General features: G+C 43.4%; 22 protein-coding genes. 8 read left to right on the forward strand and 14 right to left on the reverse strand.

What is annotated here, in order from left to right:
• Positions 1-190 precede the first annotated feature (190 nt).
• The 5 genes from QM460_RS09515 to QM460_RS09535 form a co-directional block, all read right to left on the reverse strand.
• Positions 191-2842 carry a valine--tRNA ligase gene (locus QM460_RS09515; RefSeq protein ID WP_414289962.1) on the reverse strand — a complete coding sequence of 884 codons (2652 nt, stop codon included), beginning with the start codon at positions 2840-2842 and terminating at the stop codon, positions 191-193.
• The gene (locus tag QM460_RS09520) at positions 2835-3413 is read right to left on the reverse strand and encodes an AAA family ATPase (RefSeq protein ID WP_414289963.1); all 579 of its coding nucleotides are present in this window, start codon (positions 3411-3413) and stop codon (positions 2835-2837) included. Before QM460_RS09520 ends, QM460_RS09515 begins: the two co-directional genes overlap by 8 nt.
• The gene (locus QM460_RS09525) at positions 3413-3973 is read right to left on the reverse strand and encodes a GNAT family N-acetyltransferase (RefSeq protein WP_414289964.1); all 561 of its coding nucleotides are present in this window, start codon (positions 3971-3973) and stop codon (positions 3413-3415) included. The genes QM460_RS09520 and QM460_RS09525 overlap by 1 nt, the downstream gene beginning before the upstream one ends.
• The gene (locus QM460_RS09530) at positions 3951-4538 is read right to left on the reverse strand and encodes a flavin reductase family protein (protein WP_178894479.1); all 588 of its coding nucleotides are present in this window, start codon (positions 4536-4538) and stop codon (positions 3951-3953) included. The genes QM460_RS09525 and QM460_RS09530 overlap by 23 nt, the downstream gene beginning before the upstream one ends.
• A 294-nt stretch (positions 4539-4832) precedes the next feature.
• The gene (locus tag QM460_RS09535) at positions 4833-5228 is read right to left on the reverse strand and encodes a helix-hairpin-helix domain-containing protein (RefSeq protein ID WP_049509840.1); all 396 of its coding nucleotides are present in this window, start codon (positions 5226-5228) and stop codon (positions 4833-4835) included.
• A gap of 215 nt (positions 5229-5443) precedes the next feature.
• On the opposite strand from QM460_RS09535, the gene QM460_RS09540 reads away from it, so the two are divergent.
• From QM460_RS09540 to QM460_RS09560, 5 genes are all read left to right on the forward strand, one after another.
• Positions 5444-6196, forward strand: coding sequence for an isoprenyl transferase (locus QM460_RS09540; RefSeq protein ID WP_414289965.1), 753 nt, complete (start codon positions 5444-5446; stop codon positions 6194-6196).
• Positions 6197-6204: 8 nt separating this feature from the next.
• A complete protein-coding gene (locus QM460_RS09545) occupies positions 6205-7008 on the forward strand; it encodes a phosphatidate cytidylyltransferase (protein ID WP_000613843.1) in 804 nt (267 codons plus the stop codon).
• A gap of 21 nt (positions 7009-7029) precedes the next feature.
• On the forward strand, positions 7030-8286 hold the full coding sequence (gene rseP, locus QM460_RS09550; protein WP_375555521.1) for an RIP metalloprotease RseP: 1257 nt from the start codon (positions 7030-7032) through the stop codon (positions 8284-8286).
• A gap of 17 nt (positions 8287-8303) precedes the next feature.
• On the forward strand, positions 8304-10157 hold the full coding sequence (locus tag QM460_RS09555; protein ID WP_414289966.1) for a proline--tRNA ligase: 1854 nt from the start codon (positions 8304-8306) through the stop codon (positions 10155-10157).
• 214 nt (positions 10158-10371) lie between these two features.
• The gene (locus QM460_RS09560; RefSeq protein ID WP_414289967.1) at positions 10372-11751 is read left to right on the forward strand and encodes a glycoside hydrolase family 1 protein; all 1380 of its coding nucleotides are present in this window, start codon (positions 10372-10374) and stop codon (positions 11749-11751) included.
• A 73-nt stretch (positions 11752-11824) separates the two neighbouring features.
• Here QM460_RS09560 and QM460_RS09565 read toward each other — a convergent pair whose 3' ends face one another.
• From QM460_RS09565 to QM460_RS09600, 8 genes are all read right to left on the reverse strand, one after another.
• On the reverse strand, positions 11825-12499 hold the full coding sequence (locus tag QM460_RS09565; protein ID WP_075227857.1) for a rhomboid family intramembrane serine protease: 675 nt from the start codon (positions 12497-12499) through the stop codon (positions 11825-11827).
• Positions 12483-13022, reverse strand: coding sequence for a 5-formyltetrahydrofolate cyclo-ligase (locus QM460_RS09570; RefSeq protein WP_075227856.1), 540 nt, complete (start codon positions 13020-13022; stop codon positions 12483-12485). Before QM460_RS09570 ends, QM460_RS09565 begins: the two co-directional genes overlap by 17 nt.
• An 8-nt stretch (positions 13023-13030) precedes the next feature.
• A complete protein-coding gene (locus QM460_RS09575; protein WP_414289968.1) occupies positions 13031-14161 on the reverse strand; it encodes an N-acetyldiaminopimelate deacetylase in 1131 nt (376 codons plus the stop codon).
• A 61-nt stretch (positions 14162-14222) separates the two neighbouring features.
• Complete coding sequence (gene dapD / locus QM460_RS09580) at positions 14223-14921, reverse strand: 2,3,4,5-tetrahydropyridine-2,6-dicarboxylate N-acetyltransferase (RefSeq protein WP_414289969.1); 699 nt, start codon at positions 14919-14921, stop codon at positions 14223-14225.
• Between the two features lie 84 nt (positions 14922-15005).
• Positions 15006-15917: a DMT family transporter gene (locus tag QM460_RS09585; RefSeq protein ID WP_414289970.1), complete on the reverse strand. Its 912-nt coding sequence runs from the start codon at positions 15915-15917 to the stop codon at positions 15006-15008.
• An 87-nt stretch (positions 15918-16004) separates the two neighbouring features.
• On the reverse strand, positions 16005-18527 hold the full coding sequence (pbp1b, locus tag QM460_RS09590; RefSeq protein WP_414289971.1) for a penicillin-binding protein PBP1B: 2523 nt from the start codon (positions 18525-18527) through the stop codon (positions 16005-16007).
• A 147-nt stretch (positions 18528-18674) separates the two neighbouring features.
• Positions 18675-19574 carry a UTP--glucose-1-phosphate uridylyltransferase GalU gene (galU, locus tag QM460_RS09595; RefSeq protein WP_045762755.1) on the reverse strand — a complete coding sequence of 300 codons (900 nt, stop codon included), beginning with the start codon at positions 19572-19574 and terminating at the stop codon, positions 18675-18677.
• A 21-nt stretch (positions 19575-19595) separates the two neighbouring features.
• Entirely contained in the window at positions 19596-20612 is a 1017-nt protein-coding gene (locus QM460_RS09600; RefSeq protein WP_414289972.1) for an NAD(P)H-dependent glycerol-3-phosphate dehydrogenase, read from the reverse strand.
• Between the two features lie 238 nt (positions 20613-20850).
• On the opposite strand from QM460_RS09600, the gene leuS reads away from it, so the two are divergent.
• From leuS to QM460_RS09615, 3 genes are all read left to right on the forward strand, one after another.
• Positions 20851-23352 (forward strand): leucine--tRNA ligase, encoded by a 2502-nt coding sequence (leuS, locus tag QM460_RS09605; RefSeq protein WP_414289973.1) that lies wholly within the window; start codon positions 20851-20853, stop codon positions 23350-23352.
• Between the two features lie 194 nt (positions 23353-23546).
• Complete coding sequence (locus QM460_RS09610; RefSeq protein WP_414289974.1) at positions 23547-24239, forward strand: GNAT family N-acetyltransferase; 693 nt, start codon at positions 23547-23549, stop codon at positions 24237-24239.
• Positions 24240-24250: 11 nt separating this feature from the next.
• Positions 24251-24673 carry a GNAT family N-acetyltransferase gene (locus tag QM460_RS09615; RefSeq protein ID WP_414289975.1) on the forward strand — a complete coding sequence of 141 codons (423 nt, stop codon included), beginning with the start codon at positions 24251-24253 and terminating at the stop codon, positions 24671-24673.
• Between the two features lie 70 nt (positions 24674-24743).
• Here QM460_RS09615 and QM460_RS09620 read toward each other — a convergent pair.
• Positions 24744-24937, reverse strand: a 194-nt coding sequence (locus tag QM460_RS09620; protein WP_414289976.1) for a hypothetical protein, incomplete at its 5' end; no start/stop codon positions are given.

A 24937-nucleotide genomic window follows, 5' to 3' on the forward strand; every position in this document is an offset into this window, starting at 1 on the left:
AGGCAAGTGACGAGTCAAGAGCAATAAGGCTTGAACAACGTGAAAGCCAGCGTCTTTAGGCGCTGGCTGGTAATTTGGGCTTATAGCCCTGGTACAAACCACCCGTTTGACGGGTGGTTATGATTGGTTTACTACCTTGAACGGCATGTACCATGGTGTGAGTGGGGTTAGTCTTAGCCGCTACTCGATTTTATTTCACCAACTTCTTCATCTCATCAATACGCGCTACGGTCGCGTCGTATTTGGCTTGGTAGTCGGCTTGTTTGTCGCGTTCTTTTTGGACGACTTCTGGTTTGGCGTTGGCTACGAAGCGTTCGTTAGAGAGCTTTTTGCCGACCATATCCAGTTCTTTTTGCCATTTATCCAGTTCCTTGTCGAGGCGAGCCAGTTCTTCTTCGACATTGAGGAGGTCTGCGAGCGGCAGGTAGATTTCTGCTCCTGTGATGACGCTTGACATAGCGAGTTCAGGTGCAGGGATGTTTGATGCGATTTCCAAGTGTTCTGGATTTGTAAAGCGTTTGATGTAGTTGACATTGCTGTTAAAGAAAGCTTCCAAGTCGCTATCGCTTGTCTTAACAAGAATCGTGATTGGTTTGCTTGGTGCTACGTTTACTTCTGCACGCGCATTACGAACGGCACGGATCAAGTCTTTGAGACTTTCGACACCAGTGTGGGCAACAAGGTCTTCAAAAGCTGGGTTAACAGTTGGATAAGCAGCTGTGACGATAGACCCTTCTGAGATTTGTCCAAAGATTTCCTCTGTTACGAATGGCATGATTGGGTGAAGGAGACGTAGGATCTTGTCCAAAGTGTAAAGGAGAACAGAACGTGTGATGACTTTCTCTTCTTCGTTATCGCTATAAAGGACTTCCTTGGTCAACTCAACGTACCAGTCCGCGAACTCGTCCCAGATGAAGTTGTAGAGGATGTGGCCAGCTACACCAAACTCAAACTTATCAAAGTTTTCAGTGACTTTTCCAATCGTTTCATTGAGGTTATGGAGAATCCAGCGGTCTGTGACATTTCCAGCTTCCTTGTTAACAACTTTTTCTACATTGGCCGTTGCTTGCTCAAGAGTCAAGCCTTCATTGTTCATGAGGATGTAGCGAGAGATGTTCCAAATCTTGTTAATGAAGTTCCATGAGGCATCCATTTTCTCGTAAGAGAAGCGCACGTCTTGCCCTGGTGCAGAACCGTTTGAAAGGAACCAACGAAGGGCATCTGCACCGTATTTCTCGATAACATCCATTGGGTCAATCCCGTTTCCAAGAGATTTAGACATCTTGCGTCCTTGCTCGTCACGAATGAGACCGTGGATAAGAACGTTTTGGAATGGCTGATGACCAGTGAATTCCAATGATTGGAAGATCATACGAGACACCCAGAAGAAGATGATGTCGTAACCTGTTACCAAGGTTGAAGTTGGGAAGTAACGTTTGAAGTCTTCTGATTCAACATCAGGCCAGCCCATGGTTGAGAATGGCCAAAGGGCAGAACTGAACCAAGTATCCAAGACGTCTTCGTCCTGAGTCCATCCGTCACCTTCTGGAGCTTCTTCGCCGACGTACATTTCACCCTCAGCATTGTACCAAGCAGGGATTTGGTGACCCCACCAGAGCTGACGAGAGATTACCCAGTCGTGGACATTTTCCATCCATTGGAGGAAGGTATCGTTGAAACGAGGTGGGTAGAATTCTACCTTGTCCTCTGTGTCTTGATTGGCAATAGCATTCTTTGCCAATTGGTCCATCTTAACAAACCATTGCGTAGACAAGCGTGGCTCAACTACAACACCTGTACGTTCTGAGTGACCAACACTGTGGACACGTTTTTCGATTTTAACGAGAGCACCGATTTCTTCTAGCTTAGCAACGACTGCCTTACGAGCTTCAAAACGGTCCATGCCTGCAAATTCAAAGGCCAAGTCGTTCATTGTTCCGTCGTCGTTCATGATGTTAACTTGTGGCAAGTTATGGCGTTGACCAACCAAGAAGTCGTTTGGATCGTGGGCAGGTGTGATTTTCACGACACCTGTACCAAACTCAGGATCTGCGTGTTCGTCCCCAACGATTGGAATCAATTTATTAGCGATTGGAAGGATGACGTTTTTACCGATCAAGTCCTTGTAGCGTGGGTCTTCTGGATTGACCGCAACGGCAACGTCTCCAAACATAGTCTCAGGACGAGTTGTCGCAACCTCAAGGGCGCGTGAACCGTCTTCTAACATGTAGTTCATGTGGTAGAAGGCACCTTCCACATCCTTGTGGATCACCTCGATATCAGAAAGGGCTGTGCGAGCTGCTGGGTCCCAGTTGATGATAAACTCACCACGGTAGATCCAGCCTTTCTTGTAAAGGTCCACAAAGACTTTTCGAACGGCTTTTGACAAACCTTCGTCAAGCGTGAAACGTTCGCGAGAGTAGTCTACAGAAAGCCCCATCTTGCCCCATTGTTCCTTGATGGTAGTGGCATATTCGTCTTTCCATTCCCAAACCTTATCGAGGAATTTTTCACGACCAAGGTCATAGCGGGAAATGCCCTCACCACGCAAGCGCTCCTCAACCTTAGCTTGAGTCGCAATCCCCGCGTGATCCATCCCTGGAAGCCAAAGCGTATCAAAGCCTTGCATGCGTTTTTGACGGATGATGATATCTTGCAAAGTCGTATCCCAAGCGTGACCAAGGTGAAGTTTCCCAGTCACGTTTGGTGGTGGAATCACGATTGAATAAGGCTTAGCCTTTTTATCTCCAGAAGGCTTGAAAACATCTTCGTCAAGCCATTTTTGGTAACGTCCAGCCTCAACCTCGGCTGGATTGTATTTAGGTGAAAGTTCTTTAGACATGTGTTTGTCCTTTCTCTATTGTTTTCATTTTTTCTTGAATCTGCTTTGCGACTTCTTCTGCAGACAGATTCATATTATTTATTTTAAAGTAGTGGTGCAACTCATTCGGCTGATCTTGGGAATTTAATTGAAGTGTTTCAGCTGTCTCTAAAATTTCTCTTTCAGATACCTCAAAATTCCGTTTCAAGGGTTTGTATTTCAACCGATTCTCTGTCCGATTGCGACGTAAGCGCTCCTCAAGAGACGTTTCTAATTCAACAAAGAGAATCTCTTGATGATACTCATTTAACAAATCTTGAATGTCCTTCAAATACATCAGATGGTATTGATTTGAAAAATCAGTTACGCCTGTTAAAATCACCGACCGATGATGCCTGGCGCTTGTTCCAAGAAAAGAAAAGTTAACGCTACGAACAAATTCCCACATTTCTTCCGTAAAATCCTGATAGATTTCGAGTGCGAAATCTATTGGTTGATGGTTGAAAAAGAGAGTCGCACTGGTGAGTTTTGAAAGTTCCTGACCAATGGTCATTTTCCCTGAGGCTGGAGCTCCAATGATGAAAACATGCATCAATCCGCCTCCCACTCACTCCTCAGCAAGCCATATCTCAAATCATCACAACGATTGCCTTGGGCATCTTTGCGATCCCTTATGCGAGCTTCAAGGGTGAAACCAAGCTTCTCAGCGACTCGTTGACTTTGGACATTGTAGCCAAAGCAAGACAATTCTACCTTGTGAAGCCCCAATTCTTTAAAAGCTAAGTCAATCAAGGTACGCGCCGCTTCTGGTACATAACCTCGGCCCCAATAGTCGGGGTGCAAAGTATAGCCAATCTCCAGCACATCATCTTCGTGGCGATGGTTGAAATCAACAGAGCCGATGATTTTATCAGTCCCTTTGACCACAATTCCATAGCCTGCTGGGAGATTTTCCTTTTCATTACGATCGGGAAGGATATGCTCTAGGTAATAAATCTCATCTTTCAAGGTCTTGACAGGTGGAAAGCCTGCTGGGTAAGAAACTTCTGGGAGACTAGCGTAGGCATAAATATCCTCAGCATCCGCTACTGTACGGACTCGTAAGACCAGACGCTCCGTTTCGATTCGTTCAGGTAATGTTGCTCTTGTCATTCTTCTGCCTCGCTTTCTTGATAAAGCTCCCCATGGGATCGACTCGGTCGTCCAGATAACGATAAACGCGCTGGTGGCCGTCCCCCATAAAGTAAGTCGGCGCAAAGCGGTCATTTTTAAAATGTCCCTTGTCATCTAAGAGCTCTGGATCAGCTAGTCGCTCGAGAATTTTAGCAAAGATATGGCAGATGCCATCTTCCTCGATAATCCGTTCTACCTGGCAATCCAAAACGACTGGACAGGCCTCCAAAATCGGAGCCTGAGTTCGTTCAGAAATCTCGTAGTCAAGCCCTAGGTGTTTCAATTTCTCCCGATGGCTGATAAAGCCAGCCTGTTCCATCTCAAGCATGAGGTTTTCGTCAGGGATATTCACAGTGAACTGTTGATAATGCTTAATCTGGTCAGCCGCATTTTCCTCAGCACCAACCCCGATGACTAGCCAATCGCCAAGGCTATAAGAGGAACTGCAGGTCGTGATATTGTGCCCAAAGTTCTGGTCCTGATAGCCTAAAATGAAGATAGGAAAACCATAGTAGAGCTTACTTGTTTTAAAAGATTGTTTCATGACAACCTCCTTTGGCTAGGGGTGCAAAATAAAAATCGCCCCTGTCATCAATCTGACAGGGACGAATGTGTTTAATCCGCGGTACCACCCAATTTCGGGCAGATGCCCGCAACTCTCGTCTTTAAAACAAAAAGACATTTATATTTCATTTTTAAATTTCATCCATTAGCAACCAGTTTTGACACATTTGTGGATTTCTCAGCTCCGCCACTTTCTGTAAAATGTGGGACTCAAAACACCTCTAATGGCTATATTTTAACAAGTTTTTGACGGAAAAGCAAGGAACAAGAAAGATTACTTGAACTTGATGCCGTTTTCTTTTAATTTCTTGATTGTTGCTGGACCGATTCCTTTCAAGGCAAGGAGTTCTTTTTCTGTCCAGTTTTTGAAGTCAGCAGCAGACTTGATACCTTCATCGTAGAAAGTCTTAGCGCGGTCAACTGAAAGTCCACCTAGGTTGGCTGCGAAATCTTCTACAGAAGTAGCAACTTTTTGAGCTTGCTCTTTGGTTGCTTCTACAGTTTTTTCAACCTTTTTAGAGACAGCTTTACCTGCATCACTTGCTGCTTTTTCAGCATGTTTTACAACTTTTTTTGTTTCTTCGACAACCTTGTTTACAGTGTTTGAAAATGCACCTGAGCGACGGAGGCTGTTTCTCAATTGTTTTTTACGTTGGAGTGTCTTTGACATGATAAAATCCTTTCAATAAAAAATCCCTGTGGCTGAACAAGGATCGAATCTCTATGGTTTTATTGTATCAACTTTCTTTATGAATTGCAAGGCTTGATATACTGGAAATATAGGAGATATATGGGAAATTTCGCCGTAGAATGATAGGCAATAATAGAAGAAAAGTGAAAAATATGGTATAATGAAACGATAGATTTTTGAATAGGAATACAATCATGTTTGGATTTTTAAAAAAAGATAAAGCAACAGAAACCCCGACAATGGTGCCAGATCACATCGGTGTGATCATGGATGGGAATGGTCGTTGGGCTAAAAAACGGATGCAGCCACGAGTCTTTGGCCATAAGGCTGGGATGGATGCTTTGAGAAAGGTAGCTATTGCTGCTAGTGATATGGGCGTCAAAGCCTTGACAGTCTATGCCTTTTCAACTGAAAACTGGACCCGTCCAGATCAGGAAGTCAAATTTATCATGAACTTACCAGTTGAATTTTATGATAAGTTTGTTCCTGAATTGCATCAGAAGAACATGAAAATTCAAATGATTGGGGAGACTGATCGTTTGCCGAAGCAGACTTTTGATGCCTTGAAAAAGGCAGAAGAGCTGACTAAGTTAAATACAGGCTTGATTCTCAATTTTGCCCTTAATTATGGTGGACGAGCTGAGATTACACAAGCGGTTAAGTTGATTGCACAGGATGTTTTAGATGCTAAGATTAATCCTGGTGATATCACAGAGGAATTGATTGGGGAATACCTCTTTACGGGTCATTTGCCAAAAGTATTGCGGGATCCTGATTTGATTATTCGGACCAGTGGTGAACTTCGTTTGAGTAATTTCTTGCCATGGCAGGCTGCTTATAGCGAGCTCTATTTCACGGATATCTTGTGGCCTGACTTTGATGAGGAAGCCTTGAAAGAAGCTATCATCGAGTATAATCGTCGCAACCGTCGTTTTGGAGGAGTTTAGGAGATATTATGATACAGGATTTACAAAAGAGAACCCTTTTTGCTATCTTGGCCTTGGCTATCTTTATCCCAATCTTGGCGATTGGTGGCTTATGGCTCCAGATTGCCATGGGGATTGTGGCTATGTTGGGAGTCCATGAGTTGCTTCGTATGAAGGGGTTAAATACCATGACGCCTGAAGGGCTCTTGACTTTACTAGCAACCTTTTTTCTGACTATTCCTTTGGAAAACTACCTGAAGTTTTTGCCCGTGGATGGAAACGTTGTTGCTTATAGTGTCGTGATTCTCATTTTGCTAGGAGCAACGGTTTTTAGCAAGAACTATACCATTGAGGATGCTGTTTTTCCGATTGCCATGAGTTTTTATGTTGGCTTTGGCTTTAATGCTTTGGTCGATGCTCGTATTGCAGGTTTGGATAAGGCGCTTTTGGGACTTTGTATGGTCTGGGCAACCGATAGTGGCGCCTATCTAGTAGGGATGAAGTTTGGTAAGAGAAAGCTGGCTCCGAGAGTTTCACCTAACAAGACCATAGAGGGTGCTATGGGAGGTATCTTGGCTGCTATGCTAGTGACTTTGATCTTTATGCTAGTTGATAGTACCGTTGCTTTACCTTATGGGATTTACAAAATGATGGTCTTTGCTATTTTCTTTAGTATAGCTGGTCAGTTGGGGGATTTGATCGAAAGTGCTATGAAACGTCACTTTGGTGTCAAAGATTCAGGCAAGTTTATCCCAGGCCATGGTGGGGTACTGGATCGTTTTGATTGCATGCTAGCTGTTTTCCCGATTATGCACCTCTTTGGCTTATTTTAAGGAAAGGTAAATAGAAATTAAATGATAGGATTACTAACATTTATCCTAGTTTTTGGGATTATCGTGGTAGTTCACGAGTTCGGACATTTTTACTTTGCTAAGAAGTCCGGGATTTTGGTTCGTGAATTTGCCATCGGTATGGGGCCCAAAATCTTTGCCCATATCGGAAAAGATGGGACTGCTTATACTATTCGTCTCCTGCCACTGGGTGGTTACGTTCGTATGGCAGGCTGGGGTGAAGATACGACAGAGATTAAGACTGGAACCCCTGCAAGTCTAACATTGGCAGGAGATGGTAAGGTCAAGCGTATCAATCTCTCTGGGAAAAAGGTTGACCAGACTGCTTTACCCATGCAGGTCACTCAGTTTGATTTTGAGGATAAACTCTTTATTAGAGGCTTGGTCTTGGAAGAGGAAAAGACTTTCTCAGTAGACCATGATGCGACCATTGTGGAAGCTGATGGAACGGAAGTTCGTATCGCTCCATTAGACGTCCAATATCAAAATGCGACTGTCTGGGGGAAATTGATTACCAACTTTGCTGGTCCTATGAATAACTTTATCCTAGGAGTTATCGTCTTCTGGATCTTGATTTTCATGCAAGGTGGCGTTCGTGATGCGCAAACGAACAATTTCAGCATTATTCCAGATAGCGCTTTGGCTAAGGTTGGAGTTGAAAATACGGCCCAAATCACTAAGGTCGGAAGTTATGAGATTTCAAACTGGTCAGATCTGATCCAGGCGGTTGATGCAGAAACCAAGGACAAAACAGCGCCCGTTTTGGATGTGACAGTCTCTGAAAATGGAACTGAAAAACAAGTGAGTGTGACACCTGAAGAAAGCCAAGGACGCTATATCTTGGGTGTTCAGCCGAGACTCAAATCAGATATCTGGTCTATGTTTATGGGCGGATTTACAACTGCAGCTGATTCAGCCTTGCGAATTCTCAATGCTTTGAAAAGCTTGATCTTTCAACCAGATTTGAATAAGCTGGGCGGTCCTGTTGCTATCTTTAAGGCAAGTAGCGATGCTGCCAAGAATGGACTGGAAAATGTCTTGTACTTCTTGGCTATGATTTCCATCAATATCGGGATTTTCAATCTGATTCCAATCCCTGCGCTCGACGGTGGAAAAATCGTGCTTAACATCATTGAAGCTATTCGCCGCAAACCACTAAAACAAGAAATTGAAACCTATGTCACTCTGGTTGGAGTTGTCATTATGGTCGTCTTGATGCTCGCCGTGACATGGAACGACATCATGCGTACCTTCTTTTAAGAAATAGAGGAGTCATTATGAAACAAAGTAAAATGCTTATCCCAACGCTTCGCGAAATGCCAAGCGATGCTCAAGTTATCAGTCACGCCCTTATGTTGCGTGCTGGTTATGTTCGTCAAGTATCAGCAGGTGTTTACTCATACCTACCACTTGCTAACCGTGTTATCGAAAAAGCCAAGAAGATCATGCGTCAAGAGTTTGACAAGATTGGTGCTGTTGAGATGTTGGCTCCAGCCCTTCTCAGTGCTGACCTTTGGCGTGAATCTGGTCGTTATGAAACTTACGGTGAGGACTTGTACAAATTGAAAAACCGTGAGAAGTCAGACTTTATCTTGGGGCCAACTCACGAAGAAACCTTCACAGCGATTGTCCGTGATTCTGTCAAGTCTTACAAGCAATTGCCACTGAACTTGTACCAAATCCAGCCTAAGTACCGTGATGAAAAACGTCCGCGTAATGGACTTCTTCGTACGCGTGAATTCATCATGAAAGATGGTTATAGCTTCCATGCTAACTATGATAGCTTGGATGTAACTTATGATGAGTACAAGGCAGCCTATGAGCGTATCTTCACTCGTAGTGGTTTGGACTTCAAAGCAATCATCGGTGACGGTGGAGCCATGGGTGGTAAGGATAGCCAAGAGTTTATGGCCATCACACCTGTTCGTACAGACCTTGACCGTTGGGTTGTTTTAGACAAGTCTGTTGCATCATTTGACGAAATTCCTGATCAAGTGCAAGAAGAAATCAAGGCAGAATTGCTCAAATGGATGGTTTCTGGTGAGGATACCATTGCCTACTCAAGCGAGTCAAGCTATGCGGCTAACTTGGAAATGGCAACCAACGAGTACAAACCAAGCAATCGTGTTGTGACTGAAGATGAAGTGGCTCGCGTGGAAACACCAGGTGTCAAATCGATTGATGAAGTGGCTGCTTTCTTGAATGTCTCTGAAGAACAAACAATCAAGACCTTGGTTTATATTGCAGATGAGGAGCCAGTTGTTGCCCTACTCGTTGGCAATGACCAACTCAACGAAGTGAAATTGAAAAACTACCTTGGAGCAGATTTCTTGGAACCTGCAACTGAGGCAGAAGTGAAAGAATTGTTGGGAGCGGACTTTGGTTCCCTTGGCCCAGTAGATCTTCCAGAAAATGTTAAAATCATCGCAGACCGCAAGGTACAAGATAGTCGCAATGCTGTTGTTGGTGCCAATGAAGATGGTTACCACTTGACTGGTGTCAACCCAGGTCGTGACTTCATTGCCGAGTATGTGGATATCCGTGAAGTTCGTGAAGGTGAAATTTCTCCAGACGGACAAGGTATTCTTAACTTTGCGCGTGGTATCGAAATCGGTCACATCTTTAAACTGGGAACTCGTTACTCAGCAAGTATGGGTGCAGATGTCTTGGATGAAAATGGTCGTGCTGTGCCAATCATCATGGGATGCTACGGTATCGGTGTTAGTCGTCTCCTTTCAGCGGTTATGGAGCAACACGCTCGCCTCTTTGTTAACAAAACACCTAAAGGGGAATATCGTTACGCTTGGGGTATCAATTTCCCTAAAGAATTGGCACCATTTGATGTGCACTTGATTCCAGTCAATGTCAAGGACGAAGCAAGTCTTGAATTGACTAATCGCATCGAAGAAGCCTTGGTCAACAAAGGTTACGAAGTCTTGACGGATGACCGTAACGAACGTGTTGGTGTTAAATTTAGCGATAGCGACTTGATTGGTCTTCCAATTCGTATCACTGTTGGTAAGAAAGCAGCTGACGGTATCGTAGAAGTGAAAATCAAGGCGACAGGAGATACAATCGAAGTTCACGCAGATAACTTGCTTGAAACCCTTGAAATCTTAACCAACAAATAAAATCTATAATCAGAAGAAAAACAAGACAAAAATGTAACTAGTTTTTGCCTTGTTTTTTCTGTATAATGAGAGAAAGTAAGACTCAATGAAAATCAAAGAGCAAACTAGGAAACTAGCCGCAGGCTATACTTGAGTACGGAAAGGCGACGTTGACGCGGTTTGAATTTGATTTTCGAAGAGTATAAACATTAAAAGCGTAAAAAGAGGTAGTACTATGCTAAAATTTCCAAAGGATTTTGTCTGGGGTTCCTCAACTTCTGGGCCACAGACAGAAGGACGAGTGCCTGGTGACGGAAAGGGAGATAATCTCTGGGATTATTGGTACCAAGTAGAGCCAAATCGTTACTACAATGGGATTGGCCCAGGTGAGACGTCGACCTTCTATGAAAACTGGGAAAAGGATATCGAACTCTTGTTAGAAACTGGCCACACAGCCTTTCGAACTTCTATCCAGTGGTCTCGTATTTTCCCACAGGGACGTGGGGAAGTCAACCCTCAAGGTGTGGCTTTCTACCGCCAGGTATTTGAAGCCATCAAGGCTAAGGGTATTCGCCTCTTAGTCAATCTCTATCACTTTGACCTGCCTTTTGCCCTTCAAGAAGATGGCGATGGTTGGGAAAATAAAGCAACTATTAAGGCTTATGAAGACTATGCTCGTTTCTGTTTTGAGACCTACGGTGACCTTGTGGACCAATGGATTACCTTCAATGAGCCTATCGTTCCTGTAGAGTTTGGCTATTTTTATGATGCCCATTATCCACATAAGGTGGATGCCAAAGCAGCGGTTAAGGTTGCCTATCATACACAACTGGCGAGCACTCTTGCAGTTAAGGCTTGTCATGAAGTCTTGCCTGGCTCTAAGATTGGGATTGTCCTCAACTTGACACCAGCCTATCCACGTAGCCAGCATCCTGCGGATGTCAAGGCTGCTCGTATTGCCGATCTCTTCCAAGCACAATCTTTCCTAGATCCGTCAGTTTTGGGAGCTTATCCAGAAGAGTTAGTGGAAATTTTGTCTGAGCATGACTTGTTACCAGAATACACAGCCGAAGAATTGGAACTCATTCGTGAGAACACCGTTGACTTCCTAGGAGTCAATTACTATCAGCCTTTGCGTGTTATGGCGCCACGTTTTGCTAAGCATCCTGATAGTCCACTATTACCAGAACATTTCTATGAACCTTACGTTATGCCAGGTCGTAAGATCAATCCACACCGCGGTTGGGAAATCTACGAGCAAGGAATTTACCATATCGCTCAAAACATCAAGGAAAACTATGGCAATATCGAGTGGATGTTGACAGAAAATGGGATGGGTGTTGAAGGTGAGGATAAATTCCGTGAAAATGGCATGATACAAGATGACTACCGTATCGACTTTGTCAAAGGTCATCTTCGTGAGCTTCATCGTGCTATCGAAGACGGTGCCAACTGTAAAGGATACTTGATCTGGACCTTTATCGACTGCTGGTCATGGCTCAATAGTTACAAAAATCGCTATGGTTTGGTCGAGCTAGACTTAAAAACACAAGAGCGTCGCCTGAAAAAATCAGGCCACTGGTTCAAAGAACTCAGCGATAACAATGGATTTTAAGCAACTTTTTATATAGATTCAAAAAACCATTGGAACTTCTCAATTTGAGAACTTCCAATGGTTTTTCTTGTTTTTATAATAGTCCGATAAAAAGCATCAAGGCTGATAAAGCAATGAAAGCTAGGGTTGCAAGACCACGTTGGCCTGGGCTGTATATCTTTCGTTCGCCTAGAACTGGGAAGACGATAGCTAGTAATGCGCCACCGACAGCTCCACCTACGTGTCCAGCAAGGCTGATCCCAGGCATTAAAACACTTCCTACTAGGTTGATGACCAAGAGGGAGAGGTAGGATTGACCAAGCTGTTGAAGATAGGGGTTGCGTGAGGCATAACGGAGAACGACAATAGAAGCGAACATACCATAGAGGGCAGTTGAAGCACCAACAGTAATGGCATTGGGACTAAAAACGAGGACAAAGAGATTTCCCATCATACCTGATAGAAGGTAGATAAAGAAAAACTGTTTGGAACCAAAGATTTGCTCCATCTGACGTCCCAAGAAGTAAAGGGATAGCATATTGACTAAAAAGTGCTCCAAGCCAATGTGGACAAAGGTTGCTGAGAATAAGCGCCAGATTTGTTCAGGCATGGCCTTGATTGCTGGGGGATAAACAGCTCCGAATTTATACAAGGTGGCTGCGCTTGTGTAATTGAAACCACTAGTTAGAAACATGAGTATAAAAACCAGGGTTGTCACGAGTAGAAAGAAGCTCGTGGCAGGATACCGACGATCAAAAATTTCTTTCATAGATGAGTACCTCCTCAACAGGAATATCGTGTGGATAAGGATGGAAGTCCTGAATCTGACAAGGATAAAGTGTGCTGATGGTGTGACCAGTAAAATGCTCCAAGTAGCGGTCGTAATAGCCACCTCCATAGCCAACTCGATAGCCAGAAGGATTGAAAGCTAAACCGGGAACATGGATCAAGTCAATCTGAGAAGGTTCAAAGACAATAGCTTCCCCCTGAGGTTCAAGGAGACCAAAAGAATTTTTTTCAAGTTTCTCTGGTTCATAGAGCACCAGGTCCATTTTCCCTTGTGGATAAGTTTTGGGAATGAGAATAGTCTTCCCATCTTTTTGAGCTTGTTCAATGAGCTCAGCTGTCTGAAATTCATGAGGAAAAGACAGGTAAGTGGCGATGGTTTTTGCTTCCTTGTAGAAGGGATGTAGGAGTAGTTGCTCAGTCAACCAAGCGTCCATGACTTCCTTTTCTTCGGCTGATAGAGACTTAAGTCCTTGCAAGACCTGCTTGCGTAAGCTTTTTTTCATAATTTAATTTACTCCGCAGCTTTCTTGGCTAAAAAGCTTGATACAGCCTCGACACCGACAGCCAGAGCTTCTTCCTTGGGACTCATCTGTGGATGGTGAAGAGCATAGGGACTATCAATTCCAAGCCAGAACATGACACCAGGAACCTTGGAGAGAAGATAACCAAAGTCTTCTCCTGTCATGGCAGGTTCGATGTCGATTAGTTCAATGCCCTCTTTTTCATCAAAGAAGGTCATCAATTCACAGGCTAGTTCAGGGTTGTTTTCGACTGGTAAATAACCTCCCTGCTTGAGTTCAACTTCCACATCCATATCAAAAGCAGCTGCGACACCTTCAGCGATAGCTTTGACACGTTTTTGAACCAAGAGGCTCATGCTGTGTGTGAGAGCTCGAATGGTTCCATGCAAGAAAGCTGTATCAGCGATGACATTATTGGTTGTACCAGCTTGAAAAACACCGAAAGTGACAACAGCTCCCTCGATAGGATCGACATTACGGCTGACAACCGACTGAACTTGAGTCACAAAATAGCTAGCTGCAACCAGAGCATCGTTTGCTTCATGTGGAAAGGCAGCGTGTCCGCCTTTACCCTTAAAGCGAATCTTAACTTCACATGTTCCAGCAAAGAGTGTATGAGTATTGGTCGCAATTTGTCCAACTTTTAAGTCGGGGCGAACATGAAGTCCATAGAATTGGTCAGGCAACCAGTCGCCAAAAGCATCATCTTCATACATGAGCATACCACCTGCTTCGTTTTCTTCTGCAGGTTGGAAGAGAAAGAGGAGATTGTTTTTTGGTTGCTTTTCTAGAGCACATTCGAGGCTTCCAAGGGCAATGGTCATATGAAAATCGTGCCCACAAGCATGCATGCGGTCTTGGTGTTGAGAGGCAAAAGGAAGGCCTGTTTGTTCAACAATTGGGAGTCCGTCGATGTCTGTTCGCCAACCAATGGTACGTTCTGGCTGACTTCCCTGCAAGTAAACTAAAATACCTGTTCGCCAGGTACGAATCTGAACAAAATCCTTACCAGCTGTTAATTTCTCAATGACATTGAGTAAATAAGCGTGAGTCTTGAATTCTTCTAAACCAATCTCGGGAATTTGGTGAAGATCGCGTCGAGTTTGAATCAAATCTAACATAGTTAATTTCCTTCTATTGATACGATAAAGAGGCTGGAAATATTTCAGCCTCTGTTACTAATTACAAGGTGCGAAGCGCATCCTCTAGCGCTGTTTTTTGTTGGGTTTGGCTATCGATTTCCTTGATAACACGAGCTGGAACCCCAGCCACCACAACATTTTCTGGAACATCTTGAGTGACGATAGCGCCTGCTGCAACAACAGAACAGCTACCAATTTGAACACCTTCGATAACCACAGCGTTAGCACCGATGAGAACATTGTCACCGACACGAACAGGCTCAGCGCTGGCTGGCTCGATAACGCCTGCAAGAACAGCACCTGCACCAACGTGGCTATTTTTACCGACAATAGCGCGTCCGCCAAGGATAGCTCCCATATCAATCATAGTGCCAGCACCGATTTCAGCACCGATATTGATAACAGCTCCCATCATGATAACAGCATTGTCACCAATCTCAACTTGGTCACGGATGATAGCGCCTGGCTCGATACGAGCATTGATATCACGTTTATCAAGGAGAGGTACAGCAGAGTTGCGAGCGTCTTGTTCAACAACATAGTCCTTGTTTTCTGCTAGTCCATCAAGAAGTGGAGCGATATCTTTCCAGTCTCCAAAAAGAACATTCCCAAGCTTGATAACAGAAGCAGGGATAGCTCCGGCAAGTTGTCCTTCAAAGGTCACTTTTACACTTGTCTTTTTCTCAGCATTTGCGATAAATTGGATAATTTCTTGTGCATTCATTTTTGTAGCAGTCATAGGTGTCTCCTCACTCTTTGTAATGCTTACTATTCTACCAAAAAAGGCTTCAATTTTGAAGCCTTAAGTGTTAAAAGAAGGTGTTTAATTCTTGGATTTAGATTCTTCAATGGACAAGAAAACCATAGGAACGATAATCAAAATCATGGCTAGTACCAAGAAACCATCCAGAACCATACCAAGGAAAAGGACACTGAGGATAGCAGAGGATAGAGGTTCGCTTGCGCTAACGACCGACACCACCAATGGGGAAACGAGAGAGACAGCCTTCATCGATAGGAAAAAGGCAAAGGCAGTTCCCAAAAAGGCAATAGTCAAACAAATACAGATACTGATGGCATCAACCTGGAAGCTAATCTTATAAACGGGGTAGAGAAAATTACTAAAGAGTCCAGCGATAATCATTCCCCAGCCAACAGTTGGCACAAAACCGTATTTTTTAGCGAAACGTTGGGGTAAGATGACATTGAACATGACGCCTAGGGCACTGAGAAGTCCAGTCAGTAAAGCAAGAGGAGTGATGGATAACTTAGACAAATCGCCTTTGGTAGCCATCAAAAAGACCCCAAGCATAGCAGTCAGAACATAGAAGATCGCTTTTTTAGAAGCTTTTTTCTTGTAGATAATGCGGTTGTAGATAAGAATGAAGACAGGACTGATAAATTGTAGGATGGTTGCAGTTGTAGCGTTGGAGTACTCCACACAGAGATAAAAGAAAAATTGTACGGAGAAGATCCCTAAGATAGCATAGGCGAGAAAAGGAAGGTAGTTGTTTCGATTTCTCCAGATATCGAAAAGCTGGAACCGGAGTTTAAGGCTAGATAAGATGATTACGAAACTACCTGCGACGAGTAGACGCATAGAAGTAATCCACCCTGAAGAGACTTGATAATGTGAAAAAAAGTACTCTCCTAAGATTCCACAGATCCCCCAGATCAAGCCAGATAGGAGAGAATAAATGGTTCCCTTAAAAATATTTTTTTGATATTTATTCATGTTGCTATTGTACCATGAAATGAAAAAAGAAAAAAGAGAGTGGAGAAAAATCATTTCTTTCCCACTCTCAATAATTGTGCTGTTTAGTTAGCGCCGTTGATTGCTACTTCTGCTATTGGAACTAGAGCTACTATTACTGTTCCCGTTACTATTAGAAGTATTATTACGATTATTGTTATTGTTGTTATTGTTACTGCTATTGTTTGATGAGGAAGAAGATGCTTTTGGTAGACTTCCTAAAATGGTGTTCCAAGCATTTTGGTAGTCAGAATCGCTTCCACCAATAGCAAATTTGTAGCTAGTAGTTGGAGCACCAGCTTGGTTTGCCCAGTAGCTAGTCACCGTTTCTCCGCTCAGATTAATTTCTTTTCCATTAATAGTCACCTTTCCTGGCTTTTGACCAGTTGATTTGAGGACTTGTGATGAAGTGACACTTGAATCGAGTTTGAAACGTTCTGAACCCCAAGCAGAAGGGGCTGCTTGCTGAATGGCATTTACCAGATGAGCCATATATTTTGCATTGCGGTAGTAAGCTCCCTGGGCTAGAGAACTGTTGTCGTCATGTCCAACCCAGCCTCCCAGAGTTAATCTTGGAGTAGAGACCATGAGCCACATATCTCCTTCTTCATTGCTTGTACCAGTTTTTCCGATCCAGTCAGCACCTGCTAGACTGGAATTGATAGAAGCCAGATCAGTTTGGAAGCTTGTAGTAACTCGAGATGAAAGCACCTCTCTTAGCAGACTCTGCATAATGGTTGCAGTAGCTTTAGAGTAAACTTGGATGGGTTTAGCCTGATGCTCATAGAGAACCTCACCGCTCGTTTTCTCAATTTTTGAGATCATGTATTTCTTATGATAGGTACCATTGTTAGCGAGTGTTTGGTAACCATTGGTATGCTGGGCTACAGTAACTTCAATTCCTCCTCCCATAGGAAGACTTTCAATGCCGTATTCTGGGATTTCATAGCCCATTTTTTCCATGTAAGAACGGACATCAACCCCTTTTTCACGGAGCATTCTGTAGGTCCAGTAGGCTGGGATGTTCCAAGAATAGTTGAGAGCTTCTTTAAGGTCTATCATGGTTGTTCCAGGACTGTTGACATGCATGATCGGAGTTCCGTTAGAGAAGTTTGTTGGATAGTTTGAGAGGATGCTAGCACTTCCCATAAGCCCTTGGTCGATAGCAATACCGTAGGCCAAGAGTGGCTTGGTAGTGGAGGCAGGGGAACGTTTGGTATCGAAGGCGTGATTGTTTTGATTGGTCTGATAATCTCGCCCACCTATAAAACCTAAAATCGCCCCAGTTTGATTGTCCATCAAGACATTCCCAACTTCAGGTTGACCCGAGCTATCATTTAGAAGGTATCCGTAGTTTGTTACGGCATTTTGCATAGCAGTATGAATCGTTTTATCGATGGTAGTTGTAATACGGTAACCACCGTTTTGGATTTCTTTTTCGGCCAATTCTCGATAAGATTTTCGGATCGATTCGTTCTGTAGTTCTTGGTCAGAAACATTGTCCTTTTGCACCAGATAATCATACATAATCTTGGTAGCCTCATCGAGTGCAGTGAAGTAGAGGAAGCCTTTAGAGGTAACGCTAGCATTTTCTGATGGCAAGAAATCTTGCTTAATGTCATAAGCCTTGTAGGTTTCATAGTCTTCCTGGCTGAGGACTCCTGTTCGATACATATTGTAGAGAACAGCTTTTGAGCGCTTAATACCGAGTTCAATATCTTCTTCACTCTTCATCTCACCAGTAGATTCATAAGGTGAGTAGGAAATAGGACTTTGGGGTAAACCTGCTAGGAAAGCCGCTTGAGGGATGGTCAGTTTGCTTGCATCCACCCCAAAAATCCCTTTGGCAGCTTGTTGAGCACCTGCAATATTTTGACCTTTATTGTTACGACCAAAAGGAGCAACGTTGAGATAGGTGGTTAAGATTTCGTCCTTGCTCATGGCTCTTTCCAAGGCTAAGGCATCCACGATTTCACTGGCTTTACGAGCAAGCGTAGGAGCATCACCAACCACTTGTTGTTTGATGAGCTGTTGTGTTAGGGTAGATCCTCCACTGGAAGAACCAAGTCCGATGAATTTTCCTAGACTGGCGCGAATAACCGCTTTAGGAACAACACCGTTGTGCTCTGCAAAGTGTTCATCCTCGGTTGCAACGATAGCTTGCTTGAGATTATCTGAAATGGCATCTGATGACACAGATGTGCGAAGTAGATCGCTTTCGATAGCGCTAATCATGGAACCATCTGCATAGCGAATTTCAGAGATGGATGAAATATTATTGACCTGCTTGATCAAATCCTCCGTTTGAGGGACACTAACCTGGTCAAAGAGAGAAACAGCATAACCCAAGGCAACCCCTGTTCCAAGGAGACCGCCAATAAAAGCTAGGATGAAAAGTGTGTTAAAAGTTGCCTTTATACCAAGTAAGATATTGGTCAATAGAGTCCAAATATCGAATGGTGTTTGAGTTTTCTTTTTCTGCTTAGAGTTTTTTCCACTCTTTTTCTTTGCATTCATTTTAGAAATTGTTAATTTTAGAGACCCAAGTAAGGCCAGTCCTTTTTCTTTGATTCTTGTTACATGTTTGTTCATAGAATTCCTCACTCTTTATTATTATACCATAAAAGCATCTCTTGCAAGAAATTAGGCTTAAAACAGGGCTTTGGATAGGGATTGGAGTTCGAAATTTAGACATCAAAAAAGCCAGATTTAAGTTAAATCTGACTGTTTGACAAATTGTTATTTTTCTCCTGAAAGTTCTTTTCCAAGATTAATCAAGTAGTCCTTCAAGTGGTCTTTGACTTGTGGGTGTTTAAGAGCGTATTCGATGGAAGTCTTCATGAATCCAAACTTGTCTCCGACATCGTAACGAGAACCTTTAAACTCACGAGCAAATACTCGTTGGGTTTTGTTGAGAGTATCGATAGCATCTGTTAGCTGGATTTCATTTCCTGCTCCTGGTGTTTGATTTTCAAGAATACCGAAAATCTCAGGTGTGAGGAGGTAACGACCGATGATGGCTAGATCACTTGGTGCGTCTTCAGGTGCTGGTTTTTCAACGAAGGTTTCAACACTGTAAAGACCGTTATTTCCTTCACCCTGAGGAGCGATAACACCGTAGGCAGAAACTTCTTCGTGTGGGACAGGCATTACGGCGATAGTAGAAGCGTGAGTCTTCTCATAATCATTCATGAGTTGTTTGGTCAATGGCACAGCTTTGTCATCAGTGATATCCATGAGGTCATCTCCAAGCATAACCACAAAGGGTTCGTTTCCGACGAAAGCTTTGGCTTGTAAGACGGCATCTCCGAGTCCACGTGGGTGTGTTTGACGGATGAAGTGAAGACGCATACCAGTTGTTTCGTCAACTAGTTTCAAAAGGTCGGTTTTTCCTTTTTCCTTGAGGTTGTATTCTAGTTCAAAGTTTGAGTCGAAATGGTCTTCGATAGAACGTTTTGACTTTCCTGTTACCACAAGAATGTCCTCAATTCCAGACTTAAGAGCTTCTTCAACGATAAACTGGATGGTTGGTTTATCCACGATTGGCAACATTTCCTTAGCCAAGGCTTTAGTAGCAGGTAGGAAACGAGTTCCAAGTCCTGCAGCAGGGATAACGGCTTTTCTAACTTTTTGCTTCATGAGCTTCCTTTCTAACGGTGACTAAGACCACTCGTTCTCTGCCTTGAACTCATTGCTCATGAGTTCAGAAACGGCATCCTTAATATTAACATTTTCATAAATAACTTGGTAGATGGCTTGGGTAATAGGCATATAAACTCCTAGCTCTTGTGCTAATTCGTAAGCAGCTTTGGTTGTTGAAATACCTTCAATGACCATTCCCATATTTGCTTCGATATCTGCCAAGGCTTCGCCACGCCCAAGAGCATCTCCTGCACGCCAGTTACGTGAGTGGACAGAAGTTCCGGTAACGATTAAATCTCCAACCCCAGAAAGTCCACTGTAAGTTAATGGATTTGCTCCAAGTTTAACCCCCAGACGAGTAATTTCTGCCAGCCCGCGCGTGATAATAGCAGCTTTGGCATTATCCCCAAATCCAAGTCCATGAAGGGCACCTGAACCAACGGCAATGATATTTTTAAGAGCACCAGCTGTTTCCACTCCGATCACATCTGTATTGGTATAAAGTCGGAAGTAGTGGTTGCTAAAGAGTTTTTGAACATATTGAGCAGTTTGTAAATCTTTAGAAGCAGCCGTAATTAAGGTGATGTCGCGCACAATCGTTTCTTCTGCATGGCTAGGACCAGATACAACCACAATCTCACTACGCAATTCTTCAGGGATTTCTTCTTCTAGAATGGTTGAAAGGCGTTTGTGGCTATTGGGTTCGAGGCCTTTTGAAGCATGCATGATCACTACTTTATGATCCAAAACAGCAGCCACTTGTTGAGCCACCAATCTGGTCACCTTGGTTGGCACCACAAACAAGACAGCATCAACCCCCTTTAAGGTTTCTGCCAAATCATGATAGGCAACAATTTTTTCGTCTAATACAGTATCCTTAAAATAGCGTTTGTTAGTATGTTGTGTATTGATTTCGTCAATTTGATCAGGAATATTTCCCCAGATACGCACTTGGTGTCCGTTGTCATTAAGAACTTGTGACAAGGCAGTACCCCAAGAACCAGGCCCTAAAATAGCGATGGTTTGTTTGTCCATATTTCCCTCCTTCTGAGAAAGCACTTTCCTATATTCTACCATAAAAAGCCCCATCTTGCATCTATATTATTTATGAAGAATTAATTGAATGATAAATTATATATATTAGAGAATTTTTAGAATTTATTTGTAAAATAGTCTAGTGTTCATAGGTCAAAACAATAAAAACACGAAAAGAGGAACAATATTTTCCCTAAAAATGGTATAATAGGAGCATCACGAAAATTGGAGAGACAGCATGAGTTTTTACAATCATAAAGAAATCGAGCCTAAGTGGCAAAAATACTGGGCTGACAATCACACTTTTAAGACAGGAACAGACGCCTCAAAACCTAAGTTTTATGCACTCGACATGTTCCCTTACCCATCTGGAGCGGGTCTTCACGTAGGACACCCAGAAGGCTACACAGCGACTGATATCCTCAGCCGTTTCAAACGTGCACAAGGCTACAACGTCCTTCACCCAATGGGTTGGGATGCTTTTGGTTTGCCTGCAGAGCAATACGCTATGGATACAGGGAATGACCCAGCGGAATTCACAGCGGAAAACATTGCTAACTTCAAACGCCAAATCAATGCGCTTGGATTCTCTTACGACTGGGACCGTGAAGTCAACACGACAGATCCAAACTACTACAAATGGACGCAATGGATTTTCACCAAGCTTTATGAAAAAGGCTTGGCCTATGAAGCGGAAGTGCCAGTAAACTGGGTTGAGGAACTGGGAACAGCTATCGCCAACGAAGAAGTCCTTCCTGATGGAACATCTGAGCGTGGAGGCTATCCAGTTGTCCGCAAACCAATGCGCCAATGGATGCTTAAAATCACGGCCTATGCAGAGCGCTTGCTCAATGACTTAGATGAACTAGATTGGCCAGAGTCTATCAAGGACATGCAACGCAACTGGATTGGGAAATCAACTGGTGCCAATGTCACTTTCAAGGTGAAAGGAACTGACAAGGAATTCACCGTCTTTACTACTCGCCCTGACACCCTTTTTGGTGCGACTTTCACTGTTTTGGCTCCTGAGCATGACTTGGTAGATGCCATCACAAGTCCTGAACAGGCTAAGGCTGTAGCGGACTACAAACACCAAGCCAGCCTCAAATCAGACTTGGCTCGTACAGACCTTGCCAAGGAAAAAACAGGGGTTTGGACTGGTGCCTATGCGATCAACCCTGTAAACGGCAAAGAAATTCCAATCTGGATTGCCGACTATGTTCTTGCTAGTTATGGAACAGGTGCTGTTATGGCTGTGCCAGCCCATGACCAACGTGACTGGGAATTTGCCAAACAGTTTGGCCTTCCAATCGTAGAAGTACTTGAAGGTGGAAACGTTGAAGAAGCTGCTTACACAGAAGATGGCCTTCACGTCAACTCTGACTTCTTGAACGGTCTCAACAAAGAAGACGCCATTGCTAAAATTGTGGCTTGGTTGGAAGAAAACGGCTGTGGTCAAGAGAAGGTAACTTACCGTCTCCGCGACTGGCTCTTTAGCCGTCAACGTTACTGGGGTGAACCAATCCCAATCATTCATTGGGAAGATGGAACTTCAACAGCTGTTCCAGAAAGTGAATTGCCACTTGTCTTGCCAGTCACCAAGGACATCCGCCCTTCAGGTACTGGGGAAAGCCCACTAGCCAACCTGACAGACTGGCTGGAAGTGACTCGTGAAGATGGTGTCAAAGGTCGTCGCGAGACCAATACTATGCCACAATGGGCTGGTTCAAGCTGGTATTACCTCCGCTATATCGACCCACATAACACTGAGAAATTGGCCGATGAGGATCTTCTCAAACAATGGTTGCCAGTAGATATCTACGTGGGTGGTGCAGAACACGCCGTGCTTCACTTGCTTTACGCTCGTTTCTGGCATAAATTCCTCTATGATATCGGTGTTGTTCCAACCAAAGAACCATTCCAAAAACTCTTTAACCAAGGAATGATTTTGGGCACAAGTTACCGTGACCACCGTGGTGCTCTTGTGGCAACCGACAAGGTTGAAAAACGTGACGGATCTTTCTTCCATGTAGAAACAGGTGAAGAATTGGAGCAAGCACCAGCCAAGATGTCAAAATCCCTTAAGAACGTAGTCAACCCTGATGATGTGGTGGAACAATACGGTGCTGATACCCTTCGTGTCTATGAAATGTTCATGGGACCACTTGACGCTTCAATCGCTTGGTCAGAAGAAGGCTTGGAAGGAAGTCGTAAATTCCTCGACCGTGTTTACCGTTTGATTACAAGTAAAGAAATCGATGCGGAAAACAATGGCACTCTAGACAAGGTTTATAACGAAACCGTTAAATCTGTTACTGAGCAAATCGAGTCTATGAAGTTCAACACAGCCATTGCCCAACTCATGGTCTTTGTCAACGCAGCTAACAAGGAAGACAAACTCTATGTGGACTACGCCAAAGGCTTTATCCAATTGATCGCCCCATTTGCACCTCACTTGGCAGAAGAACTCTGGCAAACAGTCGCAGCAACAGGAGAATCTATCTCTTACGTAGCTTGGCCAACATGGGACGAAAGCAAATTGGTTGAAGACGAAGTCGAAATCGTCGTCCAAATCAAAGGAAAAGTCCGTGCCAAATTGATGGTAGCCAAAGACCTTTCTCGCGAAGAATTGCAAGAAATCGCTCTGGCTGACGAAAAAGTCAAAGCAGAAATTGACGGTAAGGACATCGTAAAAGTGATTGTGGTACCGAATAAACTCGTTAATATCGTTGTGAAATAACCGATTTATTTGTTCGTGCTCAACCTCAAACAAGTTTCCCAAACTGTTTGAGCCTAATAAACTTGTTAACATCGTTGTTAAATAAAAATGAATCCTTCAGAGCTAAGTTCTGGAGGATTTTTTGTAGATTACCTGCGATATGTGATATACTATTCACATCTTTAAACTTATAAGTGTGAGACAAGGAGAAAGATATGCCAGTAAATGAATATGGCCAGATGATTGGTGAACCTGTAGACGACACACCTGGAGTTTTACCGTCGCTTGTACGGATAGAAGGACAGTGTACGATTCTAGAAGCTCTTTCGGTGGAAAAGCATGCGAAGGATTTGCTAGCTGTTTATGGTCCAGATAGCCCTCGTGATATGTGGACCTACCTCTTTCAGGAGCCAGTAGAAAATCTCGAAGAATTAATCGTCGCTTTAAAGCAGATGATTGAGCGCAAGGATCGCTTCTATTATGCGATTATCGATAAAGTGACTGGAAAGGCGTTGGGGACTTTTTCTCTCATGCGTATTGACCAAGCCAACCGCACCATTGAAGTTGGTGCGGTGACCTTTTCTCCGGCCCTTAAGCACACAAGAATGGGAACAGAAGCCCACTATTTGCTAGCTCGTTATGTCTTTGAAGAGCTTAACTATCGCCGTTATGAGTGGAAGTGCGATGCCTTCAATCTTCCATCTAGAAAAGCAGCAGAGCGTTTGGGTTTTATCTATGAGGGCACCTTTCGCCAAGCTGTTATTTATAAAGGGCGTACTAGGGATACGGATTGGCTGTCTATGATTGATAAGGACTGGCCTCAAGTCAAAGCTCGCTTGGAAGCGTGGTTAAAATCTGAGAATTTTGATGAAGAAGGCCATCAGTTGAAATCCCTTAGAGAATGTTAGAAAGGTTTGCTATGATTAAAATTACAAAAGAAACATCTGTTTTACTTGATGACGTTTTGCATATCTACCAGGCAGTTGGTTGGACAAATTATACCAATCAGCCTCAAATGTTAGCCCAGGCTCTGACTCATTCACTGTCCATTTATCTAGCGTGTGATGATGAGAAAATCGTTGGTCTAGTTCGCTTGATTGGAGACGGTTTTTCTTCGGTTTTTGTCCAGGATTTGATTGTTTTGCCTACTTATCAGCGTCAAGGAATTGGCAGCACCTTGATGAAGCAGGCTTTATCCGATTATAAGGATGCCTATCAAGTCCAACTAGCGACAGAACAAACAGAAAAAAACTTGGGATTTTATCGTTCTCTGGGGTTTGAAACCTTATCTAGTTTCCAGTGTACGGGCATGATTTGGGTGGACCGAAAAAAATTAAAATAATCTTTTTCACTTAAGCTAACTTTAAGTCTGCTTGTGTATCATGTAATCATTAAATAAAGACCTCCTAACTTTATTTAATAGAATCCTTAAAACTTTTTTCATCATAATCTCCTAATGAAGCCACCAAATTCGGTGGCTTTTTTGTTATGTGACTTTCAGTCCGTCTCGCTCCGTTAGGTGCGAGACAAATAAACCACCCGCTATGCGGGTGCGCGTCGAAGGTTATACCAAAAAAACTCCAAACGCGATACAATAAAGGTGTTC

The organism is Streptococcus infantis (genome assembly GCF_047464415.1).
In the GTDB taxonomy this organism is placed as follows: domain Bacteria; phylum Bacillota; class Bacilli; order Lactobacillales; family Streptococcaceae; genus Streptococcus; species Streptococcus infantis_AE.